20 protein-coding genes and 1 tRNA gene are annotated in these 19,945 nt (G+C 31.8%); 8 read left to right on the top strand and 13 right to left on the bottom strand.

Annotated elements, in window-relative coordinates; genetic code table 11:
- Positions 1–268 precede the first annotated feature (268 nt).
- The 5 genes from bglX to ABEG63_RS20375 form a co-directional block, all read right to left on the bottom strand.
- The gene (gene bglX, locus ABEG63_RS20395) at positions 269–2,563 is read right to left on the bottom strand and encodes a beta-glucosidase BglX (RefSeq protein WP_346587219.1); all 2,295 of its coding nucleotides are present in this window, start codon (positions 2,561–2,563) and stop codon (positions 269–271) included.
- Positions 2,564–2,835: 272 nt separating this feature from the next.
- Positions 2,836–3,321, bottom strand: a complete 486-nt coding sequence (locus tag ABEG63_RS20390; protein ID WP_346587217.1) for a RidA family protein — start codon at positions 3,319–3,321, stop codon at positions 2,836–2,838.
- Positions 3,322–3,405: 84 nt separating this feature from the next.
- On the bottom strand, positions 3,406–5,034 hold the full coding sequence (locus ABEG63_RS20385; protein WP_346587215.1) for a DUF6377 domain-containing protein: 1,629 nt from the start codon (positions 5,032–5,034) through the stop codon (positions 3,406–3,408).
- Between the two features lie 161 nt (positions 5,035–5,195).
- Positions 5,196–5,939, bottom strand: a complete 744-nt coding sequence (locus tag ABEG63_RS20380; RefSeq protein ID WP_346587213.1) for a dienelactone hydrolase family protein — start codon at positions 5,937–5,939, stop codon at positions 5,196–5,198.
- 373 nt (positions 5,940–6,312) lie between these two features.
- A complete protein-coding gene (locus tag ABEG63_RS20375) occupies positions 6,313–6,744 on the bottom strand; it encodes a type I restriction enzyme HsdR N-terminal domain-containing protein (RefSeq protein ID WP_267402775.1) in 432 nt (143 codons plus the stop codon).
- Positions 6,745–6,751: 7 nt separating this feature from the next.
- Here ABEG63_RS20375 and holA point away from each other — a divergent pair, with 7 nt between their 5' ends.
- The 4 genes from holA to ABEG63_RS20355 all read left to right on the top strand — a co-directional run bounded on the left by holA (position 6,752) and on the right by ABEG63_RS20355 (position 10,510).
- Positions 6,752–7,789 (top strand): DNA polymerase III subunit delta, encoded by a 1,038-nt coding sequence (holA, locus tag ABEG63_RS20370; RefSeq protein WP_346587212.1) that lies wholly within the window; start codon positions 6,752–6,754, stop codon positions 7,787–7,789.
- A gap of 184 nt (positions 7,790–7,973) precedes the next feature.
- Complete coding sequence (gene trxB / locus ABEG63_RS20365) at positions 7,974–8,915, top strand: thioredoxin-disulfide reductase (RefSeq protein ID WP_267402777.1); 942 nt, start codon at positions 7,974–7,976, stop codon at positions 8,913–8,915.
- Positions 8,916–9,146: 231 nt separating this feature from the next.
- Positions 9,147–9,234: transfer RNA gene (locus ABEG63_RS20360), tRNA-Ser, on the top strand.
- 304 nt (positions 9,235–9,538) lie between these two features.
- Complete coding sequence (locus ABEG63_RS20355) at positions 9,539–10,510, top strand: IS1595 family transposase (protein ID WP_346587210.1); 972 nt, start codon at positions 9,539–9,541, stop codon at positions 10,508–10,510.
- Positions 10,511–10,538: 28 nt separating this feature from the next.
- Here the strand turns inward: ABEG63_RS20355 and ABEG63_RS20350 are convergent, their stop codons facing one another.
- The 3 genes from ABEG63_RS20350 to ABEG63_RS20340 all read right to left on the bottom strand — a co-directional run bounded on the left by ABEG63_RS20350 (position 10,539) and on the right by ABEG63_RS20340 (position 13,243).
- Positions 10,539–11,222, bottom strand: a complete 684-nt coding sequence (locus ABEG63_RS20350; RefSeq protein ID WP_307449421.1) for a hypothetical protein — start codon at positions 11,220–11,222, stop codon at positions 10,539–10,541.
- 6 nt (positions 11,223–11,228) lie between these two features.
- Complete coding sequence (locus ABEG63_RS20345; RefSeq protein WP_307449422.1) at positions 11,229–12,173, bottom strand: hypothetical protein; 945 nt, start codon at positions 12,171–12,173, stop codon at positions 11,229–11,231.
- A 158-nt stretch (positions 12,174–12,331) separates the two neighbouring features.
- Positions 12,332–13,243 carry a hypothetical protein gene (locus ABEG63_RS20340; RefSeq protein ID WP_346587207.1) on the bottom strand — a complete coding sequence of 304 codons (912 nt, stop codon included), beginning with the start codon at positions 13,241–13,243 and terminating at the stop codon, positions 12,332–12,334.
- A gap of 410 nt (positions 13,244–13,653) precedes the next feature.
- Here ABEG63_RS20340 and ABEG63_RS20335 point away from each other — a divergent pair, with 410 nt between their 5' ends.
- Complete coding sequence (locus ABEG63_RS20335) at positions 13,654–13,968, top strand: hypothetical protein (RefSeq protein WP_346587205.1); 315 nt, start codon at positions 13,654–13,656, stop codon at positions 13,966–13,968.
- Here the strand turns inward: ABEG63_RS20335 and ABEG63_RS20330 are convergent.
- Together ABEG63_RS20330 and ABEG63_RS20325 are read right to left on the bottom strand one after the other, a co-directional pair.
- Complete coding sequence (locus ABEG63_RS20330; RefSeq protein WP_346587203.1) at positions 13,946–14,320, bottom strand: hypothetical protein; 375 nt, start codon at positions 14,318–14,320, stop codon at positions 13,946–13,948. The genes ABEG63_RS20335 and ABEG63_RS20330 overlap by 23 nt on opposite strands.
- A gap of 4 nt (positions 14,321–14,324) precedes the next feature.
- The gene (locus tag ABEG63_RS20325; RefSeq protein ID WP_307449429.1) at positions 14,325–14,480 is read right to left on the bottom strand and encodes a hypothetical protein; all 156 of its coding nucleotides are present in this window, start codon (positions 14,478–14,480) and stop codon (positions 14,325–14,327) included.
- Positions 14,481–14,596: 116 nt separating this feature from the next.
- Here ABEG63_RS20325 and ABEG63_RS20320 point away from each other — a divergent pair, with 116 nt between their 5' ends.
- Positions 14,597–14,827 carry a hypothetical protein gene (locus ABEG63_RS20320; protein WP_027379653.1) on the top strand — a complete coding sequence of 77 codons (231 nt, stop codon included), beginning with the start codon at positions 14,597–14,599 and terminating at the stop codon, positions 14,825–14,827.
- 60 nt (positions 14,828–14,887) lie between these two features.
- Here ABEG63_RS20320 and ABEG63_RS20315 read toward each other — a convergent pair whose 3' ends face one another.
- The 3 genes from ABEG63_RS20315 to ABEG63_RS20305 all read right to left on the bottom strand — a co-directional run bounded on the left by ABEG63_RS20315 (position 14,888) and on the right by ABEG63_RS20305 (position 17,397).
- The gene (locus ABEG63_RS20315) at positions 14,888–15,472 is read right to left on the bottom strand and encodes a super-infection exclusion protein B (RefSeq protein WP_346587200.1); all 585 of its coding nucleotides are present in this window, start codon (positions 15,470–15,472) and stop codon (positions 14,888–14,890) included.
- A gap of 3 nt (positions 15,473–15,475) precedes the next feature.
- Positions 15,476–15,853 carry a hypothetical protein gene (locus ABEG63_RS20310; protein WP_346587198.1) on the bottom strand — a complete coding sequence of 126 codons (378 nt, stop codon included), beginning with the start codon at positions 15,851–15,853 and terminating at the stop codon, positions 15,476–15,478.
- Between the two features lie 752 nt (positions 15,854–16,605).
- Positions 16,606–17,397 (bottom strand): transcriptional regulator, encoded by a 792-nt coding sequence (locus ABEG63_RS20305; protein WP_346587197.1) that lies wholly within the window; start codon positions 17,395–17,397, stop codon positions 16,606–16,608.
- Positions 17,398–17,498: 101 nt separating this feature from the next.
- Here ABEG63_RS20305 and ABEG63_RS20300 point away from each other — a divergent pair, with 101 nt between their 5' ends.
- Both ABEG63_RS20300 and ABEG63_RS20295 read left to right on the top strand, forming a co-directional pair.
- The gene (locus ABEG63_RS20300; RefSeq protein ID WP_267402779.1) at positions 17,499–17,720 is read left to right on the top strand and encodes a hypothetical protein; all 222 of its coding nucleotides are present in this window, start codon (positions 17,499–17,501) and stop codon (positions 17,718–17,720) included.
- Positions 17,721–17,890: 170 nt separating this feature from the next.
- Positions 17,891–19,945, top strand: a complete 2,055-nt coding sequence (locus ABEG63_RS20295; RefSeq protein WP_346587194.1) for a hypothetical protein — start codon at positions 17,891–17,893, stop codon at positions 19,943–19,945.

Genomic DNA, 19,945 nt, shown 5'->3' with positions numbered 1-19,945 from the left:
CCCCCCCCCCCCCCCCCCCCCCCCCCCCCCCCAAACCTGTAAGGAAATAGCGAGTGCTAAAAGCGGGAAAAAGCTTCAAATAAATTATACAAACAGGATAAATAAAAATTGAGACGCAAAATAAATCCAAGAGAAAAAATACCTAACTAACTGTATAAACTCAGATTTTGCGTCTCAAAAAAACAACTGTATAAAAACGATGCTTCGCAATAGCCAGACGATGAAACCAGCTATTTACAATGCAACTATATAATTGAAGAAATTATATCTATTGTAAAGTGAACTTTGCTTTTTTCACTTCCTGACTGTTCGTGCCGATCATCACGTCGAAATCTCCCGGTTCGGCTACAAATTCCAGATCATAATTGTAGAATTTCAACAGTTCTGGTGTGATTTTAAAGGTAACGGTTTTTGTTTCACCTGGTTTTAAAGCAATTTTTTCAAAACCTTTCAGTTCTTTTACAGGTCGCGTGATGCTTCCCACAATATCACGAATGTATAATTGTACCACTTCCTGACCTTGCAAAGAACCCTTGTTTGTGACATCAATGCTTGCCATGATCGTTCCATTCTGATCGATTTTATTGGAACTTAATTTAATATCACCATATTCAAATTTTGTATAGCTCAAACCATATCCGAAAGGGTAGAGCGGATCGTTGCTCACATCAATATAATTTGATCTGAACTTCTCAAACCATTTTCCTTCAGGTAAAGGTCTTCCTGTATTTTTATGATTGTAATAAATCGGAATTTGTCCTACATTTTGAGGAAAGGTCATTGGTAATTTTCCGCTTGGGTTTACGTCTCCAAACAGAACATCTGCAATTGCCGGAGCCGCTTCAGAACCTCCAAACCAAACATTAAGAATGGCGGGAACGTTTTTCTGTTCCCAAGTTAAAGTCAAAGGTCTCCCACCAAATACCACCAAAACAACCGGTTTGCCTGTTTTTAATAATTCAGCTAATAATTTCTGCTGAACATCAGGAATATTAAGATCCGTTCTGCTGCTTGATTCTCCACTAAACTCTGAAGATTCTCCCAAAGCAGCCACAATAACATCTGATTTTGAAGCCACATCAAGCGCTTCTTTAATCATTTCTTCGTCGCTGCGCTTTTCATTCTCTCTACCCAAACCACGTTCAAACATCGTTGCTCTTTTTTCAAGCTCGGCATCAGCAGTCAAATGACTTCCTTTTGCATAAAGAACTTTCACATTTTTCCCTGCAACCGACTGAATTCCTTCAACCAATGTGGATGGTTTCTTCAAATCAACGGAAACGCTCCATGTTCCGGGCATATTAGATCTTGTGTTGGCCAATGGACCGACAACTGCGATAGTTCCGTGCTTTTTTAATGGAAGAACATTGTCATTTTTCAGCAAAACGAAACTTTCTGCAGCAATTTTTCTCGCAAATTCTCTGTTTTCAGGAGTATAAATATCTTTTTCAGGTCTTTTTGTATCAATATATTTATAAGGATTGCTGAATAATCCCATTTTATATTTCGCTTCCAGAATATAGCGACATGATTTATCGATGTCGGCTGTGCTTACTTTTCCTTCATCAAAAGATTTTTTTAAAGTAGCTAAATAACTTTCACTTATCATATCCAAATCAACTCCGGCTTTCAGAGCTCTTGCGGAAACAGTTTGCAAATCTCCGATTCCGTGATCTACCATTTCACTCACTCCAGTATAATCGGTCATAATGAAACCTGTGAAGCCCCATTGCTTTCTCAATACATCATCCAAAAGCCATTTGTTGGCAGAAGCCGGAATTCCGTCAATATCATTAAATGATGTCATAACACTACCCACACCTGCATCTACAGCCGCTTTGTAAGGATACATATATTCATTGAACATTCTCTGGCGGCTCATGTCTACCGTATTATAATCTCTTCCCGCCTCACTCGCACCATATAAAGCGTAGTGCTTCACATTGGCCATGATTTGGGAATTGGTTTTATAAGTGTTGTCGCCCTGATAGCCTTTTACCAAAGCTTTGGCAATTTCACCGCCTAAAAACGGATCTTCACCATTTCCTTCAGAAACTCGCCCCCAACGCGGGTCTCTGGAAACATCGACCATCGGACTGAAAGTTAAGCTGATCCCGTCTGCGCTCACTTCTTTAGCTGCAATTCTAGCAGACTGTTCGATCGCTTTTGGGTTCCACGTTGCTGCCAATCCTAAAGGAATCGGAAAGCCTGTTTCGTAACCGTGAATAACATCCAGCGCAAAAAACAAAGGAATTTTCAAGCGGCTTTCTTCTACAGCCACTTTCTGGATTTCCTTTATTTTTTCAACGCCTTTCAGATTCAGAATAGCACCTACATTTCCTTTTCTTACCTTATCTGCAATATTGCTATTTTTAGCCTGCCCGGTTGTTACATCTCCGCCACCCGGAAAATTAAGCTGACCAATTTTTTCTTCAATCGTCATTTTACTCATCAGTTCGGTGATGAATTTATCCATCTTTACCTTTTCAGATTGAGCAATAGTTTGCGCATCTACTTTGAATATACTTGCCGCAATACAAGCCGCGATAACAACCCTTTTCATTATTAAAAAAATATAAATTAAATGTTAAGTGAACCGTTCAGGGCAAAACTAAAATTTATAACAAACGAAATCGGGATAGAAAGCTAAAAAGTAGTGGTTTTAAAATTTAAATATTTGAAAATTAATTAGTTATTTAAATTTTAAAGATTGAAAATGTAGCGATTTTATAAAAAAACAGACTGAATTAAAGTCATTTTTTTGATGATTTTATCTCTATTTTGAACCAATTTTTTGACTGAGTTCCTGAATTTTTATTGAAATGAAAAGTGCTGTTATTTTTTCAAAAAAGCGATAGCATCCACTTCAATCATCATTCCGTTCAAAGCCAATCTTGGAACAGGAACTAAAGTGCTTGCCGGAAAATTATTATGTTGCCAGATATTGTGCATCTCCTCAGACCAAATTTTTAGTTTTTCCTGATCGTGGTCAACAATCAAAATCGTGATCTTAAGAATGTCTTTTACGCCAAGTCCGTATTCTTTAAGAACAGCTTCGAGATTTTTTAATGAATATTTTACCTGCGTTCTGAAATCGGAAGAAAGATGATGATTCAGATCTTCACCGCCGCTTTGCCCGGAAATGAAAACATATTGACCTTCCGTATTGTTCGTAGTAGAATGTGAAAAAGCAAAAGGGGTAGGATCAAAAAGAGAGCTCGGATTTTTATGAGAAATTGAACTCGTTTTTGCAGTCTTGTTTTTTTGTGAAAAAGCAAGAATTCCCAAGCAGAAAAATGATAGTTGAAGTAGTTTGTTCATTGTCTTATGTAAATATAAGCGCAAATGTAGGTAGGTATTATTTTGAAAAAATATACATATGTTGATAGATTTAATATTTAAAATTTATTTTGAAGCAATTTCTCCAATATTTGAAACTTCATTTTCAAACTGATCTCTTGACACCGCCGCTTTATTTCTGGTTTTGGTTCTGTAATTATAAATCGTGCTTAATGAATATCTCAAGAAGGCAGCAATTTTTACACTGTCAGTAATTCCTAATCGGATAAGGGCGAAAATCCTGAGTTCGGTATTTAAAAGCTCACCTTTTTTCAGAATAATTTTTTCTTCAGGAACAAGCAAAGAATTAAAATCATTAACAAAACTCGGATAAAGATTCAGAAAAATCTGATCGAAATTTCTATACAATTCTTCCAGTTCGTTTTCGATAAGCGTATTTGATTTTAACGTTTTAAAAAGATCATCCAGCTGGTTTTCCTTTGCTTTTTTATTTAAATTTTTACGGTAATCTTCAATTTTATTGATGTAAGTAGAGCATGTATCGAAAAAGTAGGCGATATATTCTTCTTTAATATGGTTTGATTCAGATAATTGCTGATTCAATTGCTGCAACTGATTATTAGTATTGGTAATTTCAGCATTGGAAAGCGCGAGTTGATCGGTCGTTTCAGACAATTGTTCCTTAATCTTCGTTACTTTTTTCATCTGTCGGTAAATGTAAACGATCAAAAAAGCAAGAATGAGCGTCAATAAACTGATCAGAATAAGATAGAGTTTCAACTGACTTTTAGACTCTGTTTCTTTATCCACATACGCTTTATTGATGATCGAATACATTTCCGAAATATTCAGCGTTCTGAATTTTACATTACAGAAAATAGCATCCTCAATGGCAGATTTTGTGAGTCGATATGCGTTGTCGATATCTCCGTTATGGTAAAAAATAAGTGCCAGATTTTGATAAGAAGCATTGTCTTTTATCGCATTTTGAGTATCCGTTATGGCTGAAATAAGATAATATTTTAATTCCTCATCTTGTTTGTTTTTCAGTTTGTAAACGTCTCCCAAAAGATAAGCCGACATGGCGTAATCCAGATTTTTTTTCTTGGATTCATTGATTAAATTATGAAGAATTTTTTCAGCATTATCCAGTTTTCCTTCATGAATAAATTTTTGCGAAAGATTGATTTTATATTGAACAGAAGATTTTGGAAGCACCATTAAAAGCGAATCGCGATACAATTCAATATTTTTTATTCCGTTAATATCATGAATATTGGTTGTATAATGTTCGTAAAACTTGCTGTAAGTATCATAATAATTGGCTTCGGTGATTTTATCTAAAGTTTTTTTATTAATGCTTTTCAAAAGATTTTCAGACTCTTTAAACTTTCCTAAAGTCGAGTAGAGGTGAGCCAGTTGAAGACTCGATTCAGCTTTCATTTTAGGATTGTTAAGCTGTTCAGCAATCACCATATTTTTCTTTACATAATGCACCGCAGAATCAATCTGAAATTGCTTGTAAAGCTTGTAAATATTCTCATTATTAAGATATTGCTTATCCAAATTCTGAAAACTATTTTTCTTAAGCTGATCGATCGCTTCCTCTTTTTTCTTGCTGTAAATCTCTTTCTGATTGATTTCTTTGTCAAGAGTTTTTAATAATTCCTGATTGCTTTGAGAAAAAACAAAAGTAAAAGACATAAAACACAGAAAAACAGAAAGAAATTTCATGAAAAACAGTTTGACTTAGGAATAAGAAATTGTATCTTAAAAATTTAAAGTCTACAAAATTAGAAATAATTTTATAAATGTGTTTTTTATTTTTCTTCATCAGATATAAAAAAAAGTTGATGAAATTTTTCACCAACTTTTTATGATTCAAATAAATTTCATTATTTCAAAATCTCTTTCAAAAACATTAGCGTATGATTCCAGGCTCTTTTTGCCATCACAGCATTATAATCCGGTGATTTCGGATCGGTAAAAGTATGTTTGGAGTGAGCATACGTAATGATTTGCCAATCTGCATTTCCATCGTTCATTTCCTTGATCAGATTGTTGTAATCTTCAGGACTTACACTTTTGTCGTCCGCTGGATTTTCAACCAAAATTTTTGTAGAAATTGGTCCGTTAGCTCTTGTTTGATCTTTCCCGATACTTCCGTGAATTGAAACAACACCCGCTACAGGAAGGCTTCCCCGTGCAGATTCCAATGCACCGGTTCCTCCAAAGCAATAGCCAATGACAGCAATTTTATCTGCTATCGCTCCGTTTTTCTTCAACTGATCCAATGCCAAAGAAATTCTCTTTTGGTATAAATCATAATTTTTTTTGAAATATCCGGAGTTTTTTGCGGCAGTATCCATATTGGTTGGAATATTTCCCTCCCCATAAATATCTGCAACAAAAGCAACATAACCTTGTTTTTCCAGTTCGATGGCCGCATTTTTGGCTTCGTCATCAATTCCTTTCCAGGCGGGTAAAATCAAAACTCCGGGAAGTTTTTTTCCTGCATTTGAAGTCACCAAACCATTTAGTTTTTGCGAACCATCCTGATAAGAAACCGTTTTAAGATTTTGACTAAAAATAGTTCCTGAACTCATTAAAAATGCTGCGAATAATATTGAACGTATCATAATTTTAAATTAATTTTTTTCTTTGAAGCTTTATCCCGCTTTCCGCTGTATCTTTTGGGTTACGATCTCCGCTTCGCTCCGACCGCAATCCAAAAGGATGTCGCTTCAATCGGGGCTAGGTATTTTGTCGGATATTCAATGTTTTACACGAATTCAATACACTGTTTGACATCCCAGAGATAACCAAAACTCGAATCTTTCAATAGTTTTGTTTAGATTCTTTCAAGAATGACAAAAGCCTGTTAGAAACCGTAATAATTAAAAATCCTTCATCTAAATTACTAAAATAACTCAGAAAAAGGATGAATAGACCATTATTTAATTTTTAAAGTCAATTTTAATCTCAACCTTAGCCTCAACCTTATCCTTAGCCTTAACTAGGTTTGTAAAATTGATATTGTTCATTTTCATAATATGCATTAATATGCTGCAAACCATTCGTTAAAATAATTTCTTTTGCTCCGATGATAGAGTTATATCTTGCAGTTTGCTCAAATGTTTTTTCTGTCAATTTAATTTGTGGAGCTTTGCATTCAATCAAAATAATAGGTTCTGTTTTTTCTGTTATTAAGAGGTCTATTCTCTTTGTTAAACCGTTTAAAACAATCTTTTTTTCGGTAATTAAAGCAGATGTTGAATAAGATTTTACAGTCAGATAATAGTGAATCCAATGTTGGCGCACCCATTCTTCAGGAGTGAGCAAAAGGTAAGTTTTACGAACCAAGTCATAAATAAAAAACTTATCTTTGTCTTTCTTGAATTTAAAATCAAAAGTTTCCTGAAAATTCAGTTTTGGAAGTTCCATTTATAAGATGAAAGAATTAGATTTAATCCTCAAAAATATTAAAAATAAAGAAGTTTTACCTATTTATTTTTTCCACGGAGAAGAACCTTACTTTATAGATCTTGCTGTAAAAGCCCTCGAACACGACTTTTTAACCGAAGACGAAAAAGCTTTTAACCAAACAGTGGTTTACGGAAAAGACACAACGTATCAGGAAATTCTTTCGTTGGCGCGACAGTTTCCCATGATGGGCGACAAGCAGGTAATCATTGTAAAAGAAGCTCAGGATTTAAAGCTAAACGAACCCGAAACAAAAGCGTTGGAAACGTATGTTGACAATCCGGTTCCGTCGACGGTTTTGGTTTTCGCACATAAACACAAGAAATTAGACAGCCGAAAAAAGGTAACGAAATCTTTAGATAAAATCAATGCCTTATTTTTAAGTGAATCGATAAAGGAAAATAATCTTCCAAAATGGATTTCCGACGAATGTATTACACTTGGGATAAAAACCGCCCCGAATATTTCTCATTTATTGGCAGAATATCTTGGAAACGACCTTTCAAGAATCGCGAATGAATTAAATAAACTAAAAATAATCCTGAAGCCAGGAGAGATTTTAGACGGAAAAATCATCGAAGACCACATCGGCATCAGCAAAGAATACAACGTTTTCGAATTACAGAAAGCTTTAGGAACAAAAAATGCCAACGCAGCATTTAAAATTGCTCATTTTATGGGCAAAAATCCTAAAAACAATCCTTTTGTGATGATGTTGGCGAGTCTGTATAATTATTTTTCCAATGTCATTATCTATCATACGATGGCGGGACAACCACAGCCAACTATTGCTTCTCAAATGGGAGTACATCCTTACTTTCTTAAAGATTACGCAGAATCCGCAAGATTATATCCTTTAAAACATGCCACAAGAGTCATTTCTATTTTAAGGGAATTCGATATGAAAGGAAAAGGATTGGGCGCAGTCAACATGAGCGAAGCGGAATTGATTAAGGAATTGGTTTATAAAATTATCAATGTCGATAAGATTAAAATGAAAGTGTAATTTGGTTGATGGTTTATAGTTACTAGTTGATGGGGTAAAAGCTATCAACCAAAAACAATCAACTATCAACAATTGAAAATCGACATATTAGATATTGACAACTATCATTAAAATAAGTTTAAATAAATATTAAAAATTACGAACTTAGCGGACGTAAATTTTTAAATCTTTTGAAAAGCAAATTATGGAGCAAAACATTTTAGATTGTGTGATCGTTGGATCTGGGCCTTCTGGCTTTACAGCAGCTATTTATGCGGCAAGAGCAGACTTAAAACCTGAATTGTATACAGGTTTGGAGCCGGGCGGGCAATTAACGACAACTACGGAAGTGGATAACTTCCCTGGATATCCGGCGGGAATTACAGGTCCTGAAATGATGATGGATTTGCAAAAGCAGGCTGAAAGATTCGACACAAAAGTGCATTATGAAATGATCACAAAAGTTGAATTTTCTAAAGAAGTAGGCGGTGTTCACAAATTATATGCGGGAAACAAAGAAATTTTCGCTAAAACGGTAATTATTTCTACAGGTGCAACTGCAAAATATTTAGGTCTTGATGACGAGAAAAAATACAATGGCGGAGGTGTTTCTGCTTGTGCAACATGCGACGGTTTTTTCTATAGAGGAAAAGATGTTGTGGTTGTAGGAGCTGGTGATACGGCTGCAGAAGAGGCTACTTATCTTGCAAAATTGGTAAACAAAGTAACGATGTTGGTGAGAAAAGACGAGTTCCGCGCATCTAAAGCAATGATTCACAGAGTTCAGAATACACCGAATATTGAAGTGAAATTTCACCATGAATTGATTGGTATTGAAGGTGAGAATAACTTGGTAGAAAGAGCGGTTGTTATCAATAACCAGACTCAAGAAAAATCTACCGTTGATGTTCACGGAATCTTTATCGCAATCGGTCACAAACCAAATACAGATATTTTCAAGGGTCAGATCGACTTAGACGAAAACGGATATATTGATACTGAAAAAGGTTCTTCAAGAACAAATCTTCCTGGAGTTTTTGCGGCAGGTGATGTTCAGGATCATATCTACAGACAGGCGATTACAGCAGCAGGAAGCGGATGTATGGCGGCAATGGATGCTGAAAAATATCTGGCGGAATTGCATTAATTAGCAAAAATTAATCTTAAAATATAAAAACGTGTTTCTTTTTGAAACACGTTTTTTTTTATTTCTGATCCTAAAATTCCCTTTATTAATCAAGGTTTGTAAAAAATAATTCAACTGATTTATAGCTGATTATTAAGTTTTGTTAAAATTTATCAATAAAATGTTTTGACAGTATTAAAAATGTTTCTATATTTGCACCACTGAAAACAACGATACAATCGGAGTTTCAAAGGAGAGTTGGCAGAGTGGTCGATTGCGGCAGTCTTGAAAACTGTTGACTGTAACAGGTCCGGGGGTTCGAATCCCTCACTCTCCGCCAGTTGGGAAACCAAAATAAGCTAAAACGCTGTAAACATCAATGTTTACAGCGTTTTTTGTTTGAGCACAGTATCAAAAAAAAATAAGATAATAATATACTAGTTAATACCAAATTAATTAAACAACATTTCAAAACCTAAACAGCATCAATCTTTTGATGCTGTTTTTTATTCCTGAAATTGTCAAATAATAAGCAACAACCAACTGAAAATCAAATATAAAACAAGATAAAAATCATAAAAATTTGTCTCCCTGCATTGTTCTGCCTCGATCTTTTTTATTAAATTTATATATACTAATAAAATATGATAATTCATAACGTACAGAAGCTTTTCAATCTTGGATTTAATAATCCTACAGATTCTATAACGAATATGATGGAAGCATTTAATACAGAACAAAAATGTCGAGAATATTTGGAAGATTTACTTTGGTACAACGACCCAATATGTACCAATTGTTTAAGTGAACGACCTGGCCATTACAAATTAAAAAAGAATGGTGAATTCAATGGTATATATAAATGCAAGGACTGTAGAATAAATTTTAATGTGAAAATTGGAACAATGTTCGAAAATTCAGCAATTCCGCTTAGAAAATGGTTCTATGCAATCTATATTTTCACATCACATAAAAAAGGTATTAGTAGCCATCAACTTGCAAGAGATATTGGTGTAACCCAAAAAACCGCATGGTTTATGCTTTCAAGAATCAGACATTCATTACGTTCTGAAAAAGTTAAAAGTTTTGATGGTGACACTCAAGTGGATGAGACTTATATAGGTGGTAAAAATCATAAAAAATCATGGCAAAAAAGAGTAGAAAATACCCAGGGTCGAAGTACTAAAACAAAAGCCGTTGTATTTGGTTTACTTAGTAATGGAAAAGTATCTACAGAAATCGTTCCTAACACAAAAGGGAAAACTCTCACAACGATTATTAAAAACATGGTCAAAAGAGGCTCTATTGTGGTTAGTGATGGTTGGAAAGGTTATTCACAAGTACACAAACATTACGAACATAAAAGTATACCTCATACTAGAGGTCAATATGTCAAAGATAACTATCACACAAATAGTATTGAAGGATTCTGGAGTTTGCTAAAACGTGGAATTCTTGGTATTTATCATTCAGTCAGTCCAAAACATTTACAGCTTTATTGCGATGAATTTTCCTTTAGATATAACACTAAAGATTTTGATGAAGGCAATCGATTTAATTTTGCTTTATACTGTGCATTTGAGGAACGACTTACTTATGAAGAGTTGATAGGTTAAAGCATGGGGCTTTCACCCCATGTTAATCTTATGAAGCAAATTTTTGATCAATAACTTCTTGTACGGGAAGTATAATATCAGAAATTTCATCCTTTCGTATTGGGTAACTATGAAAAAATGATGAACATAAATATTCCATTGGCGTTATTCTTTTTCTAAAAAGCTTATATAAATTCAAATCCATATCTGGATATTTATCTTTATTTTGTTGCTGATATTTCTCATCACGATATTGGAGTAATTCCGAATCAGTCCAGTCATCTAATTCGAACATATTATCTTGAATATCAATGATTGCACCCGTAAGAGTATTTATACAAAATCCAACACAAGTTCCAATTTCTGGAAGTTCACTCTTATTTACAAATTTTCCACTTTGATCATATTTTGAACCATCGGTTATAAAGCCGTAGCTAATTTTGCTATTTTTACAGATTCTTCTACAATATTGAAGAAATGCACCAACTTCATACTCGTCTTCATTAATAAAGTCGGCTGATTTATAGATATACCAACCATCACCATTAAAATTTTCCTCAACCAAGGGAATTTGATTTCCACCAGGGTAATGATGTAGATAGTCTTTATTCTTATATCTGATTAAAATTCCAGCATGTACAGCTTTCTTATTATAAATTTGAGTTGCAATTGCAACAAAATTTTCGGAAAGGTTTTTAGTATTATATTTGGTTAAAAGTTTTTTAAAATCCATCGTCTGCTATATCTTTTGTGATTTACTACCATATCTAAATCTTTTAGCTACTTCATTATAGTAGTAAGAAATTTCATCATTTTCTTTTAAAATAGGTTTGATACTCATTAACAATGTTCGTAAAATACCTCTGTCTTTATCTGTATATTGATTATTATAAAGTCTTAATAGTTTAATTATGTTATTTGTGTGTATATTTTCATCTTCAAGTATTTCAACAACTTTATCATGTAAATAGTCGTACTTTTCTAAAGTATTTTTTTTCTTAAATTCTTCATGCAATTTTTTGAAATAATCATAATCTTTTTCTTTTGAATAGTTTTCTATTAATATGTATTCAATATTGGTTTCTGTTCTCCACTTTTTTAATACAGATAAATTCACTTTGTTATATACACCACCCATAGCAGTTGCCTGCGGTTTCGTACAGTCAATTTTAAAATCTTTATCTCCAACAGTAATATGAACATTTGTTTTAGATTTTCCACCAGCTTCAAATATTTCACCATGTAGAAAAACAATCTCAAATTTTAATTGAACTTTTTTTCCTCTTCTTAATGGAAAGTTTTTATCTTTAAAATTCTTGGTTAAATCTTTTTCGATGTTATTTTCCTTCAATAATACACTATACTCAAGACCATTCAATTTTATTTTGTCTTGAATATTTTTGAATAATTTTGTTCTGTGAGTTTCAAAAGATTTTCCAGTAATTATTTCATCAATATCTTCTGATATTTCTGTCTTATCTGCAGGATAAATTAGTATTGTTTCGATACATCCATCTTTCATAGACAACTTTACATCTGAATTATCATTATAACTCTTAGCAAAATCGCTCAATGATTCTATAAATACTTTTAATGCATCGGCAGCATCTATAGATATGTTATCGAGACTAACTTTTTCTCCATTACTATTTGAAAGAATTTTTATTTTTAATTCATTTTCCATGGTATGTTTATCGATTTGGTAAATATATAAAAAAGTTTGAAATTGAAATTACGGTTTCCAGTAATTAGAATCTAAATTAAAATTCGTTAACGTCATAACTTGACGTGTAAAAAATTATTGTATATATATTTATTAAACAATTGACTCTGTAAACGAAATTATATCCCTAAAATTCCTTTAGAAGCACTTAAATAGTTGATAAATTCATCGGCAGATTTATTATATCCATTTGTTGTGTCATATAATTCTATTAATCCCCATAACTTATGAGTTAACTCAACCTGTTTTTTATTTAAGCTATTAGCCGATTTTGTAAGTACCGCCCATGCAGAAATATCAGCCTTTGACATTCTATTTCTTTGTATTTTGTATAATCTTACGTAATGATCAAGTTTGGGAATAGTTGCTATAATTTGTTTTCGTATGGATTCTCGATGTTCATACCAATTATCAACCTTTTTTAAATAGTCCTTATCTTTTTGTAAGACTTCAAGTGTAGCCATAGTACACCAAATTCGATAATATTTTGTTTTCACATATAGATTTTCACCTATTGTATAAGGTTTATAGCCGAGTGATTGCATAAATCTATTTATAGTTTCTCGATCAGCTTCATATTTTTGTTTTTCTTCTTTTTCCTTATTGATATTTTTAAGAAAACTTGATTCCATCATATAAAGTTTCTTGGTATTTTCATTTTCTACCAACAATACATTACTTTCAGAAAGCTCATAATATTTCATTATCTCTTCTGATAATTCATATTTAAGAAAATGTCCCGAAACATCTTGATCGTGAAAGCCCATTTTATTTGAAACAACATTAAAAGAACCTTTTAATTCATCTGAGGAAATGGGAATTTGCTCATCAATTGAAATCATGTAAGCATTTCTTTTTTCTGAGCCATCGGTTATTTGTTTGTATTTAACAGGAGTTAAAGTCTGATAATCAAATTTTTTTAGTGTTTCATCATCAAAAGTAAATTTTGTTTGTCCTAATAAAGAGAGATTTGTTAGGATCAAAATAGAACATGATGCTACTGCTTTGAATGTAGAGAATTCAAATTTCATTGTGTGGTAGTTTTGGTTAATAATGCTTAAAAAATAAAGCGTGGACATTGTACCACGTTAACCAAGGGCTACCACACCCTTAAAAGCAATGATACAAGCCACGCCAAAATGGCGTACCTTATATACATTATTTGCTTTTAAAGATGAAGTTCGAAAACTTCGTTGTGGTAGTTTAGGTTAGCAATAATGCAATTAGCACGATTTATTTTACATTCCTTTTTCGGAATGGTTTTTATTTTTAATAATACAAATATATAAAAAAGATTTAAGGCTGAAAAACGCAAAACCCTCTAAAATAGAGGGTTTTGATATAATGTTAAATGAAAACTTACTGATGATTGTTAAAAGTAATGCTACTTATAGATAGTTATTATACGATTATTTGGTAAATTGTAACTTAAAATTTTTTGATGACAACATATCAACTATATAAAAAACTGCAAGGTATATTAAATGATTCTATCGCTAAAGGGCATACATATTTTGAAGATGATATAATAAAGTTTGTTCCATGGCCTTTAAATACAAATACACAAGATTATAGATTTGAAAGTATTCTTAATATTGAAACTGATGTTCAAACCAGTATTAATTTTAACAATGAAGATTTTGATATTTTAATACTTTACAATAATGGTAACATATTTAAAATAACAGACAGTGACTTAGAATTTCATAATTTTAATTATTATGAAAATTTGGTTAAAATTTATGGAATTTTCTGATTTGTTTATAAAAATCCAATGTTTCAGAATGTAATTTTTCATTATGCTCACCAATATATTGATGTGCTAACATATATGAACAATATTGTTGTTGATCAACATCAATAATAAAATCATTAAAATAGTCACCACATGTCTTATAACCATATTGGTCAAAATAGCATACTGATTTAAAGTCTGCAACTTTTTGTTTATCTGGCAAATTTAGCCATTCGTTAAAAGAAGTTTTAAAATTTCTTTCTAATTGACTAACTAATAATCTAGGGTGATTATTTTTGAAAATGAAAAAATCTAATTTGACATTATGTTCTTCAAAATAAAATTGATGCTTTTGGTTGATTTCTAAACCCATAGCATCAGTCTTTTTTGGTTATGTCTTCATTTGATTTAGCGCCCTCTTCAACAGTTTCTTGATTGCTATTTTCTTCAACCAGCTTTTCTGTATTTTCCTGAATAGTTGTAACAGTAGGATTTTCTAAATTTTCTGCGATGAATTCTTTTAATGATTTCATAATAATTGAATTTAGAATATATATGCTACTCAATGAATTATAAGCTTTATTGTTGAAAGAAATTACAATACTATCAATTTTATTTCTTAATTTTATGAAAACTAAAAATTACAACTATGGCAAAAACTCCTAAAAATCAAGGTAAGACTTGGACTGAATCTGATATTGAAAAATTACAAAAATTAGCAGATAAGAATACACCTACTGGATTAATAGCATATGAACTTGGTCGATCAGAAGGGTCCATTACTAATAAAGCTCATCAGGAAAATATCTCATTACAACCTACTAATAAATCTCCTTATGATAGGAAAGTTTCTGAAGCTAAAAAGAATAATTCAAAATAGTTTAATAACAAGCCCAGCCATTTAGCTGGGCTTATTGCAGATTATATACTACTAATAATATCATCTGAAACTATTATCTAATGACCAATTTGGTCTTTCGTTTTCAATTTTAGTTTTATTCTCATCATTAAATTCAATAGGAATTTTAAGTAAATCGTTATTTATGTAAGGCAATGCATATTCTGATATAGAATATGCCCAATATTGTCCTCTAACTGTCGAAATTCCATTACTAGAAGCTTTATAAATAATCATTTTATTTTCTAAGCTTATAATAGTTTCATCTAAAAATGGTAACTGAAGTGTTGATTTTCCATTTATGAAAAACTCTCTTAATGCAAATATTTCAGGATATGTCAATTGATGTATGTTTTTAATAATAGCAGCTTTAATTTTTGCAGTATTACGTCTATTAGATATATATGAAATGATATAAGATGTGAATGAAACTAATAAAAAACCAATAGTGCTTATAAAAGTTATACCAATATATTTACCATATTCTGAAATAAATTCTTCAAGTTTTAATCTATATAAATAATTGTCTGGTAAAAATAATAATATTCCCGTTGTTAAAAATAATAAGAAAATTAGTTTTGTTGATATTTTATCCCAATCAAACAGCCTATCAATAATCTTTTCCATGCTTTAATAGCCTAAATTTATTGGTTGATATTTAAAATTTATTCCTGATTTTTTCTCAAAATATCTTTTACCATATTCGGGGATGTCTAATATCATAATATTTTCATTATCATTAATTGGGTGTTTCCCATTTAAGAAAGTAGTATTTAAGTTATCATCATCAGTAAATGTAATTTTAAAATCATTATTAGATAATGGTTGAATTCTAACGTTTTTCAAAAATATACTTTCCCCACTGTCTTCGTCATTCTTATCAGATATACTAATAACTATCTTATCATCACCCCCAGTCATGATTGTTATTTCTATTTTTCCATCATGATTGTAAGGTTTGATATTTAAATCTTCCCAAATACTTTGCAAATCATCAAAAGTTTTCATAATTATTATTAATAGTAAATTTATGTAATCTATATCTGATAAGCAAATAGTAACACAAACAACATCAAAAGATTGATGTTGTCTAAGTTTTGAGATGTTGTTTAATTATTTGGTATTAACTAGTATATTATTATCAAAAATAAAATAGGTCACTATTTATATGTCCTATTTGGTGTCCTATTGGTAAAATTTGAAAATGGGACATGAAAAACTTGGAAAAATCTGACCAATAGGCAGTTTAAAGAATGGACATCTTGCAAAAAGTGGTAACAAAAAGTAAATTATTAAACAATTAAAGTTATTACATAATGAACAAAGCATTTTACGCATCCTAAAATCAAAAGACCAAATATAAAATACTATTGAGTATGTTTAATTAGCTTATTAACAATGTATATAGTTAGGGTTGGAATTTGGAAATAGCATTTACCAAATGTCTCAATTTTTAACTAATTCTAGTACTTTACATAATTTTATGAACAAGTATTGAGTTAATTTGTTGGGTTTTTAATATTGATTTTTAGCAACTTATTATTAAAAAATGATTTTTAGCTTCAATTTTGAATGTTAATACTTTGGTTAAAATTAGAATTGGATAGACGGTTGGGTGGACATTTAGATAGACAAAATATGCTTTAATCAATAATTTTGACTAAAGCTTAAGGCTTCCAGAGAGAATGAAATCAATCAATTTTTATTATTCAAATATATTTAGGGGCTTGCTATATATTGATATTTTCGCTGTAAATCAGTTATTTATAGTTTTTCCTGAGTTTTAAATGCTGTACTTCTGCCTCTAAGTCATTCAATCTGTCGTAGAAATCTGCCGGATCTGGTAAATTAAAGTTTAAATGAAGCTTTACTTCCCAAACTTCTTTAATCGTGCTTGGACTAATGTTTTGTGTAGGAAAATTTCTTCTGTTGTCTGATTTGCAGATCAAATTGTCATACTTTTTAATCCTGTTTAAACATCTTTTAATCAATCCGTCTTCAACTTCATTCGAGATAATTGCGTAAAGCATATTATCTTTTATTCCGTGAATCCAATCGTCTACAAATTGCGCAATTACGTGTGTTCTATCCGGAAGGGTTGGAAACATTGAATTTCCTTCAATTTCAAACATTCTGAAAACACCATTATTTAAATTTGGAAGTCGAAAAGTTGGTAGGGTTTTTATAAAATTTGGATCATTGTACCCTTGCAGATATCCGGCCTTCAGCTTATTGGGAACTAATGCAATATTGTCTTTATTGTGGGCATCAACAGTGATTACCTGAGGAACTCGATGATAGAAATCAGATTGCAAAGCGATTTGCTCGGTTCTGTTTTCACTAAGCATTTCTCCTTTATCCAAAATCAACCATTCGAAATTTATTGCGAGTGCTGAACAAATTTTTTCGATTACGTTAAATTTTGGCTCTGTGCCGTTGATATAGCTTCTTATATTGGCTTCGTTCACGCCTATCATATTGGCAAACACAGAATTGTTGCCATTTGCAAAGTAATCAACAAGTTGTTTTATACGAAAATTTATTCCATTCATAATCAAATAATTAAACTTTGATTCGATAAATATTTCGAATTTTCTTTTGGTTATTCGTAAAACTTTACGACATTTGTCCCATACAAAAGACAAACACGGTAATGAACAAAACTACTAAAAAAAGAACGTATTACAATGCAGAGATTCTAAATATTCTTAAAGAAAGACACAACTGTTCTTTAGATTTTATTCGAAAATCTTTACGAGGAGATAGATTGGGTGAAAAATCGGATATGTTGAAAAAAGAATATAGAATTTTTTTAAAGAAAACAGAAGAAGCAATTAAAAATGAAGCACAACAACTAAACAGCAAAATACCATGAAAAAAATGTTACAAATGATTTTCTGTCATAAAAAAATAGAGGTCATAGATGCCGAAACAGGCCGGAAAGAGATTGCAACTTATAAGATTATACTGGGAATATTTTTTAAAATAAGTTATAAATCGTATTAAAATATACTCCAATCACAAATAAAAATAGCGAAAAAAATTATGCCATTTCAATGGGGCAACATATTAACAGTAACCAAAGATGAGCTTGTTCCTGAATATTTTAACACATTAAATGCTTTACAAAAGAAAATTCAAAGATATAAGGATTTACCCTTCGGGATAAAGCAGGTAAGAAAGGGAGGAAATGGCCGCCAGATGTTAATTGATTTTGATTCTTTACCAAAAGAAATACAAGATAGCATAGGAGATCCTCGAAAAATGAATCATCCATTAATTTCTTTTTTTCAATTTGATCCTTTTGCTGTAAGATATTTTACAGATTTCAGATTTGAAGACGGAACGCCGTTAAAGGAAAGCTTTAAACAAGAATATATTACGAATGCTAGTGTTCTTTTAGCCGCAGAACGATTGAAAATTGCTCGACTTGAGGAGTGGAAAAAATTAAAGAAAACATCCGGAAGAGGTTTACTGCCTTCAATATGTACTGATATTGTGACTTTTAATGAATATCTGCCAAAGCTTTTTCATGTAAAACATACGATACCCTCTTCTTACAGAGCATTTGATCGAATCTGGAAACCTTTTTTTAACACTTTTGAGCAAGGGTGTAATTATAATAGTCTTATTTCCGGGAAGTTAAAGAATCAAAATAGAAAATTAATGACTGATGAAATGCTTGAATTACTGAATGATCTATTTGCCGGGCAAGAATATAAGCCTTCTAGAACACAAGTTGCTAATCAATATAAAGCTTTTTTAGATGGTGAATTAGAAATTATTTCACACGAAACCGGAGAATTATATAATGCTGCTGACAATACAAAATTTAAAGAAATATCAGACAGTTCCATTATTGCATGGCTGGGAAAATGGGAAAATAGAATAGGAACGCACGCAAAAAGGTCGGGAGACAGGCAAAAGTTGATGCAGGAATTTATTCCTTGGCACAAGCTCACGAAAATTAAAGAAGCAGGAACATTGATTTCGATTGACGACAGGCAACCGCCATTCATGTATGATAAAAACAGAAATCGTGTCTGGTTTTATATGGGAATCGATTTAGGTTCTGAAGCATGGACGTGTTGGGTACACGGAAAAACAAAAGAAGGAATTATCATTGAGTTTTATCGTCAAATGGTAAGGAATTATTCTGAATGGGGTTTTAACCTTCCTTTAGGAATAGAATGTGAAAGTTCTTTAAACAGCAGTTTTAAAGATACTTTTCTTAGAAATGGAGCGATGTTCGACAATGTAAATATTTATGCAAACCGAGCAAGATCTAAAGCAATTGAAAGAAAATTTGAAGAACTGAGATACAGACATGAAAAAAGCAGACTCGGATGGATGGCAAGGCCACATGCTAGAAAAGAAGATAACCAAAAGAGCGCGCAGGATGAAGTTTTTATTCCTTACGAGGATATTGTAGACCACTCGCTGAATGATATTGAGATCTGGAACAATTCTCCACATTCTGTACATACAGACAAAACACGTTGGGAGGTTTTTTGCGAAATGCAAAATAAGAATACCCAGCCAACCAATTGGAGTGCATTTTTACCTTATCTCGGAAAAGAAACAATATCGAGCTGCAATGCAGGCATCATCAATTTTAGAAATACAACCTATGTTTTGGCTTTGGATAATGAAATTGTTTTAGGCGAAGAATTGATAAGACTGATGAAATATGTAGAAGGAAAAGAATTCAGGATTTTTTGGCTTGATGGAAACAATGGAGAAACCTTAAAAGCAATGATTTATTATGATGATATGATGCTTTGTGACTTAATTCCGCATCCAGAATATTCAAAATCAAAACATGAAAGAAGCGAACAGGGAGAAATGAACAGAAAGCTGATGTCGGCTTATGAAAACACAGTCAACTCTTATATGGCTCATAAAAAAAGAGAAATAGACCAAATTACAATTATAGATAACCGCAAGAAAACACTAAACAACAAATTTCAAATTTCCGGCAGAAAGCGATACAGCCAAACAGAATCTATTCCACAAGAAATTCTTTTCGAAGAAAAAGCTGAATATAATTATGAAAACTCTGAAGGAACTGCAAGAAGCTGGAAATCGAATTTTAGATAA

It is taken from the genome of Chryseobacterium sp. C39-AII1 (assembly GCF_039672645.1).
Classification (GTDB): Bacteria; Bacteroidota; Bacteroidia; order Flavobacteriales; family Weeksellaceae; genus Chryseobacterium.
Note: the sequence above shows the minus strand (reverse complement) of the source record. Positions and strands in the feature narration are given on the sequence as shown.

Bases quoted from the DNA above. Each gene is read 5' to 3' on its own strand.
- bglX (WP_346587219.1), bottom strand. From the start codon at position 2,563: ATGAAAAGGGTTGTTATCGCGGCTTGTATTGCGGCAAGTATATTCAAA.
- ABEG63_RS20390 (WP_346587217.1), bottom strand. From the start codon at position 3,321: ATGAACAAACTACTTCAACTATCATTTTTCTGCTTGGGAATTCTTGCT.
- ABEG63_RS20385 (WP_346587215.1), bottom strand. From the start codon at position 5,034: ATGAAATTTCTTTCTGTTTTTCTGTGTTTTATGTCTTTTACTTTTGTT.
- ABEG63_RS20380 (WP_346587213.1), bottom strand. From the start codon at position 5,939: ATGATACGTTCAATATTATTCGCAGCATTTTTAATGAGTTCAGGAACT.
- ABEG63_RS20375 (WP_267402775.1), bottom strand. From the start codon at position 6,744: ATGGAACTTCCAAAACTGAATTTTCAGGAAACTTTTGATTTTAAATTC.
- holA (WP_346587212.1), top strand. From the start codon at position 6,752: ATGAAAGAATTAGATTTAATCCTCAAAAATATTAAAAATAAAGAAGTT.
- trxB (WP_267402777.1), top strand. From the start codon at position 7,974: ATGGAGCAAAACATTTTAGATTGTGTGATCGTTGGATCTGGGCCTTCT.
- ABEG63_RS20355 (WP_346587210.1), top strand. From the start codon at position 9,539: ATGATAATTCATAACGTACAGAAGCTTTTCAATCTTGGATTTAATAAT.
- ABEG63_RS20350 (WP_307449421.1), bottom strand. From the start codon at position 11,222: ATGGATTTTAAAAAACTTTTAACCAAATATAATACTAAAAACCTTTCC.
- ABEG63_RS20345 (WP_307449422.1), bottom strand. From the start codon at position 12,173: ATGGAAAATGAATTAAAAATAAAAATTCTTTCAAATAGTAATGGAGAA.
- ABEG63_RS20340 (WP_346587207.1), bottom strand. From the start codon at position 13,243: ATGAAATTTGAATTCTCTACATTCAAAGCAGTAGCATCATGTTCTATT.
- ABEG63_RS20335 (WP_346587205.1), top strand. From the start codon at position 13,654: ATGACAACATATCAACTATATAAAAAACTGCAAGGTATATTAAATGAT.
- ABEG63_RS20330 (WP_346587203.1), bottom strand. From the start codon at position 14,320: ATGGGTTTAGAAATCAACCAAAAGCATCAATTTTATTTTGAAGAACAT.
- ABEG63_RS20325 (WP_307449429.1), bottom strand. From the start codon at position 14,480: ATGAAATCATTAAAAGAATTCATCGCAGAAAATTTAGAAAATCCTACT.
- ABEG63_RS20320 (WP_027379653.1), top strand. From the start codon at position 14,597: ATGGCAAAAACTCCTAAAAATCAAGGTAAGACTTGGACTGAATCTGAT.
- ABEG63_RS20315 (WP_346587200.1), bottom strand. From the start codon at position 15,472: ATGGAAAAGATTATTGATAGGCTGTTTGATTGGGATAAAATATCAACA.
- ABEG63_RS20310 (WP_346587198.1), bottom strand. From the start codon at position 15,853: ATGAAAACTTTTGATGATTTGCAAAGTATTTGGGAAGATTTAAATATC.
- ABEG63_RS20305 (WP_346587197.1), bottom strand. From the start codon at position 17,397: ATGAATGGAATAAATTTTCGTATAAAACAACTTGTTGATTACTTTGCA.
- ABEG63_RS20300 (WP_267402779.1), top strand. From the start codon at position 17,499: ATGAACAAAACTACTAAAAAAAGAACGTATTACAATGCAGAGATTCTA.
- ABEG63_RS20295 (WP_346587194.1), top strand. From the start codon at position 17,891: ATGCCATTTCAATGGGGCAACATATTAACAGTAACCAAAGATGAGCTT.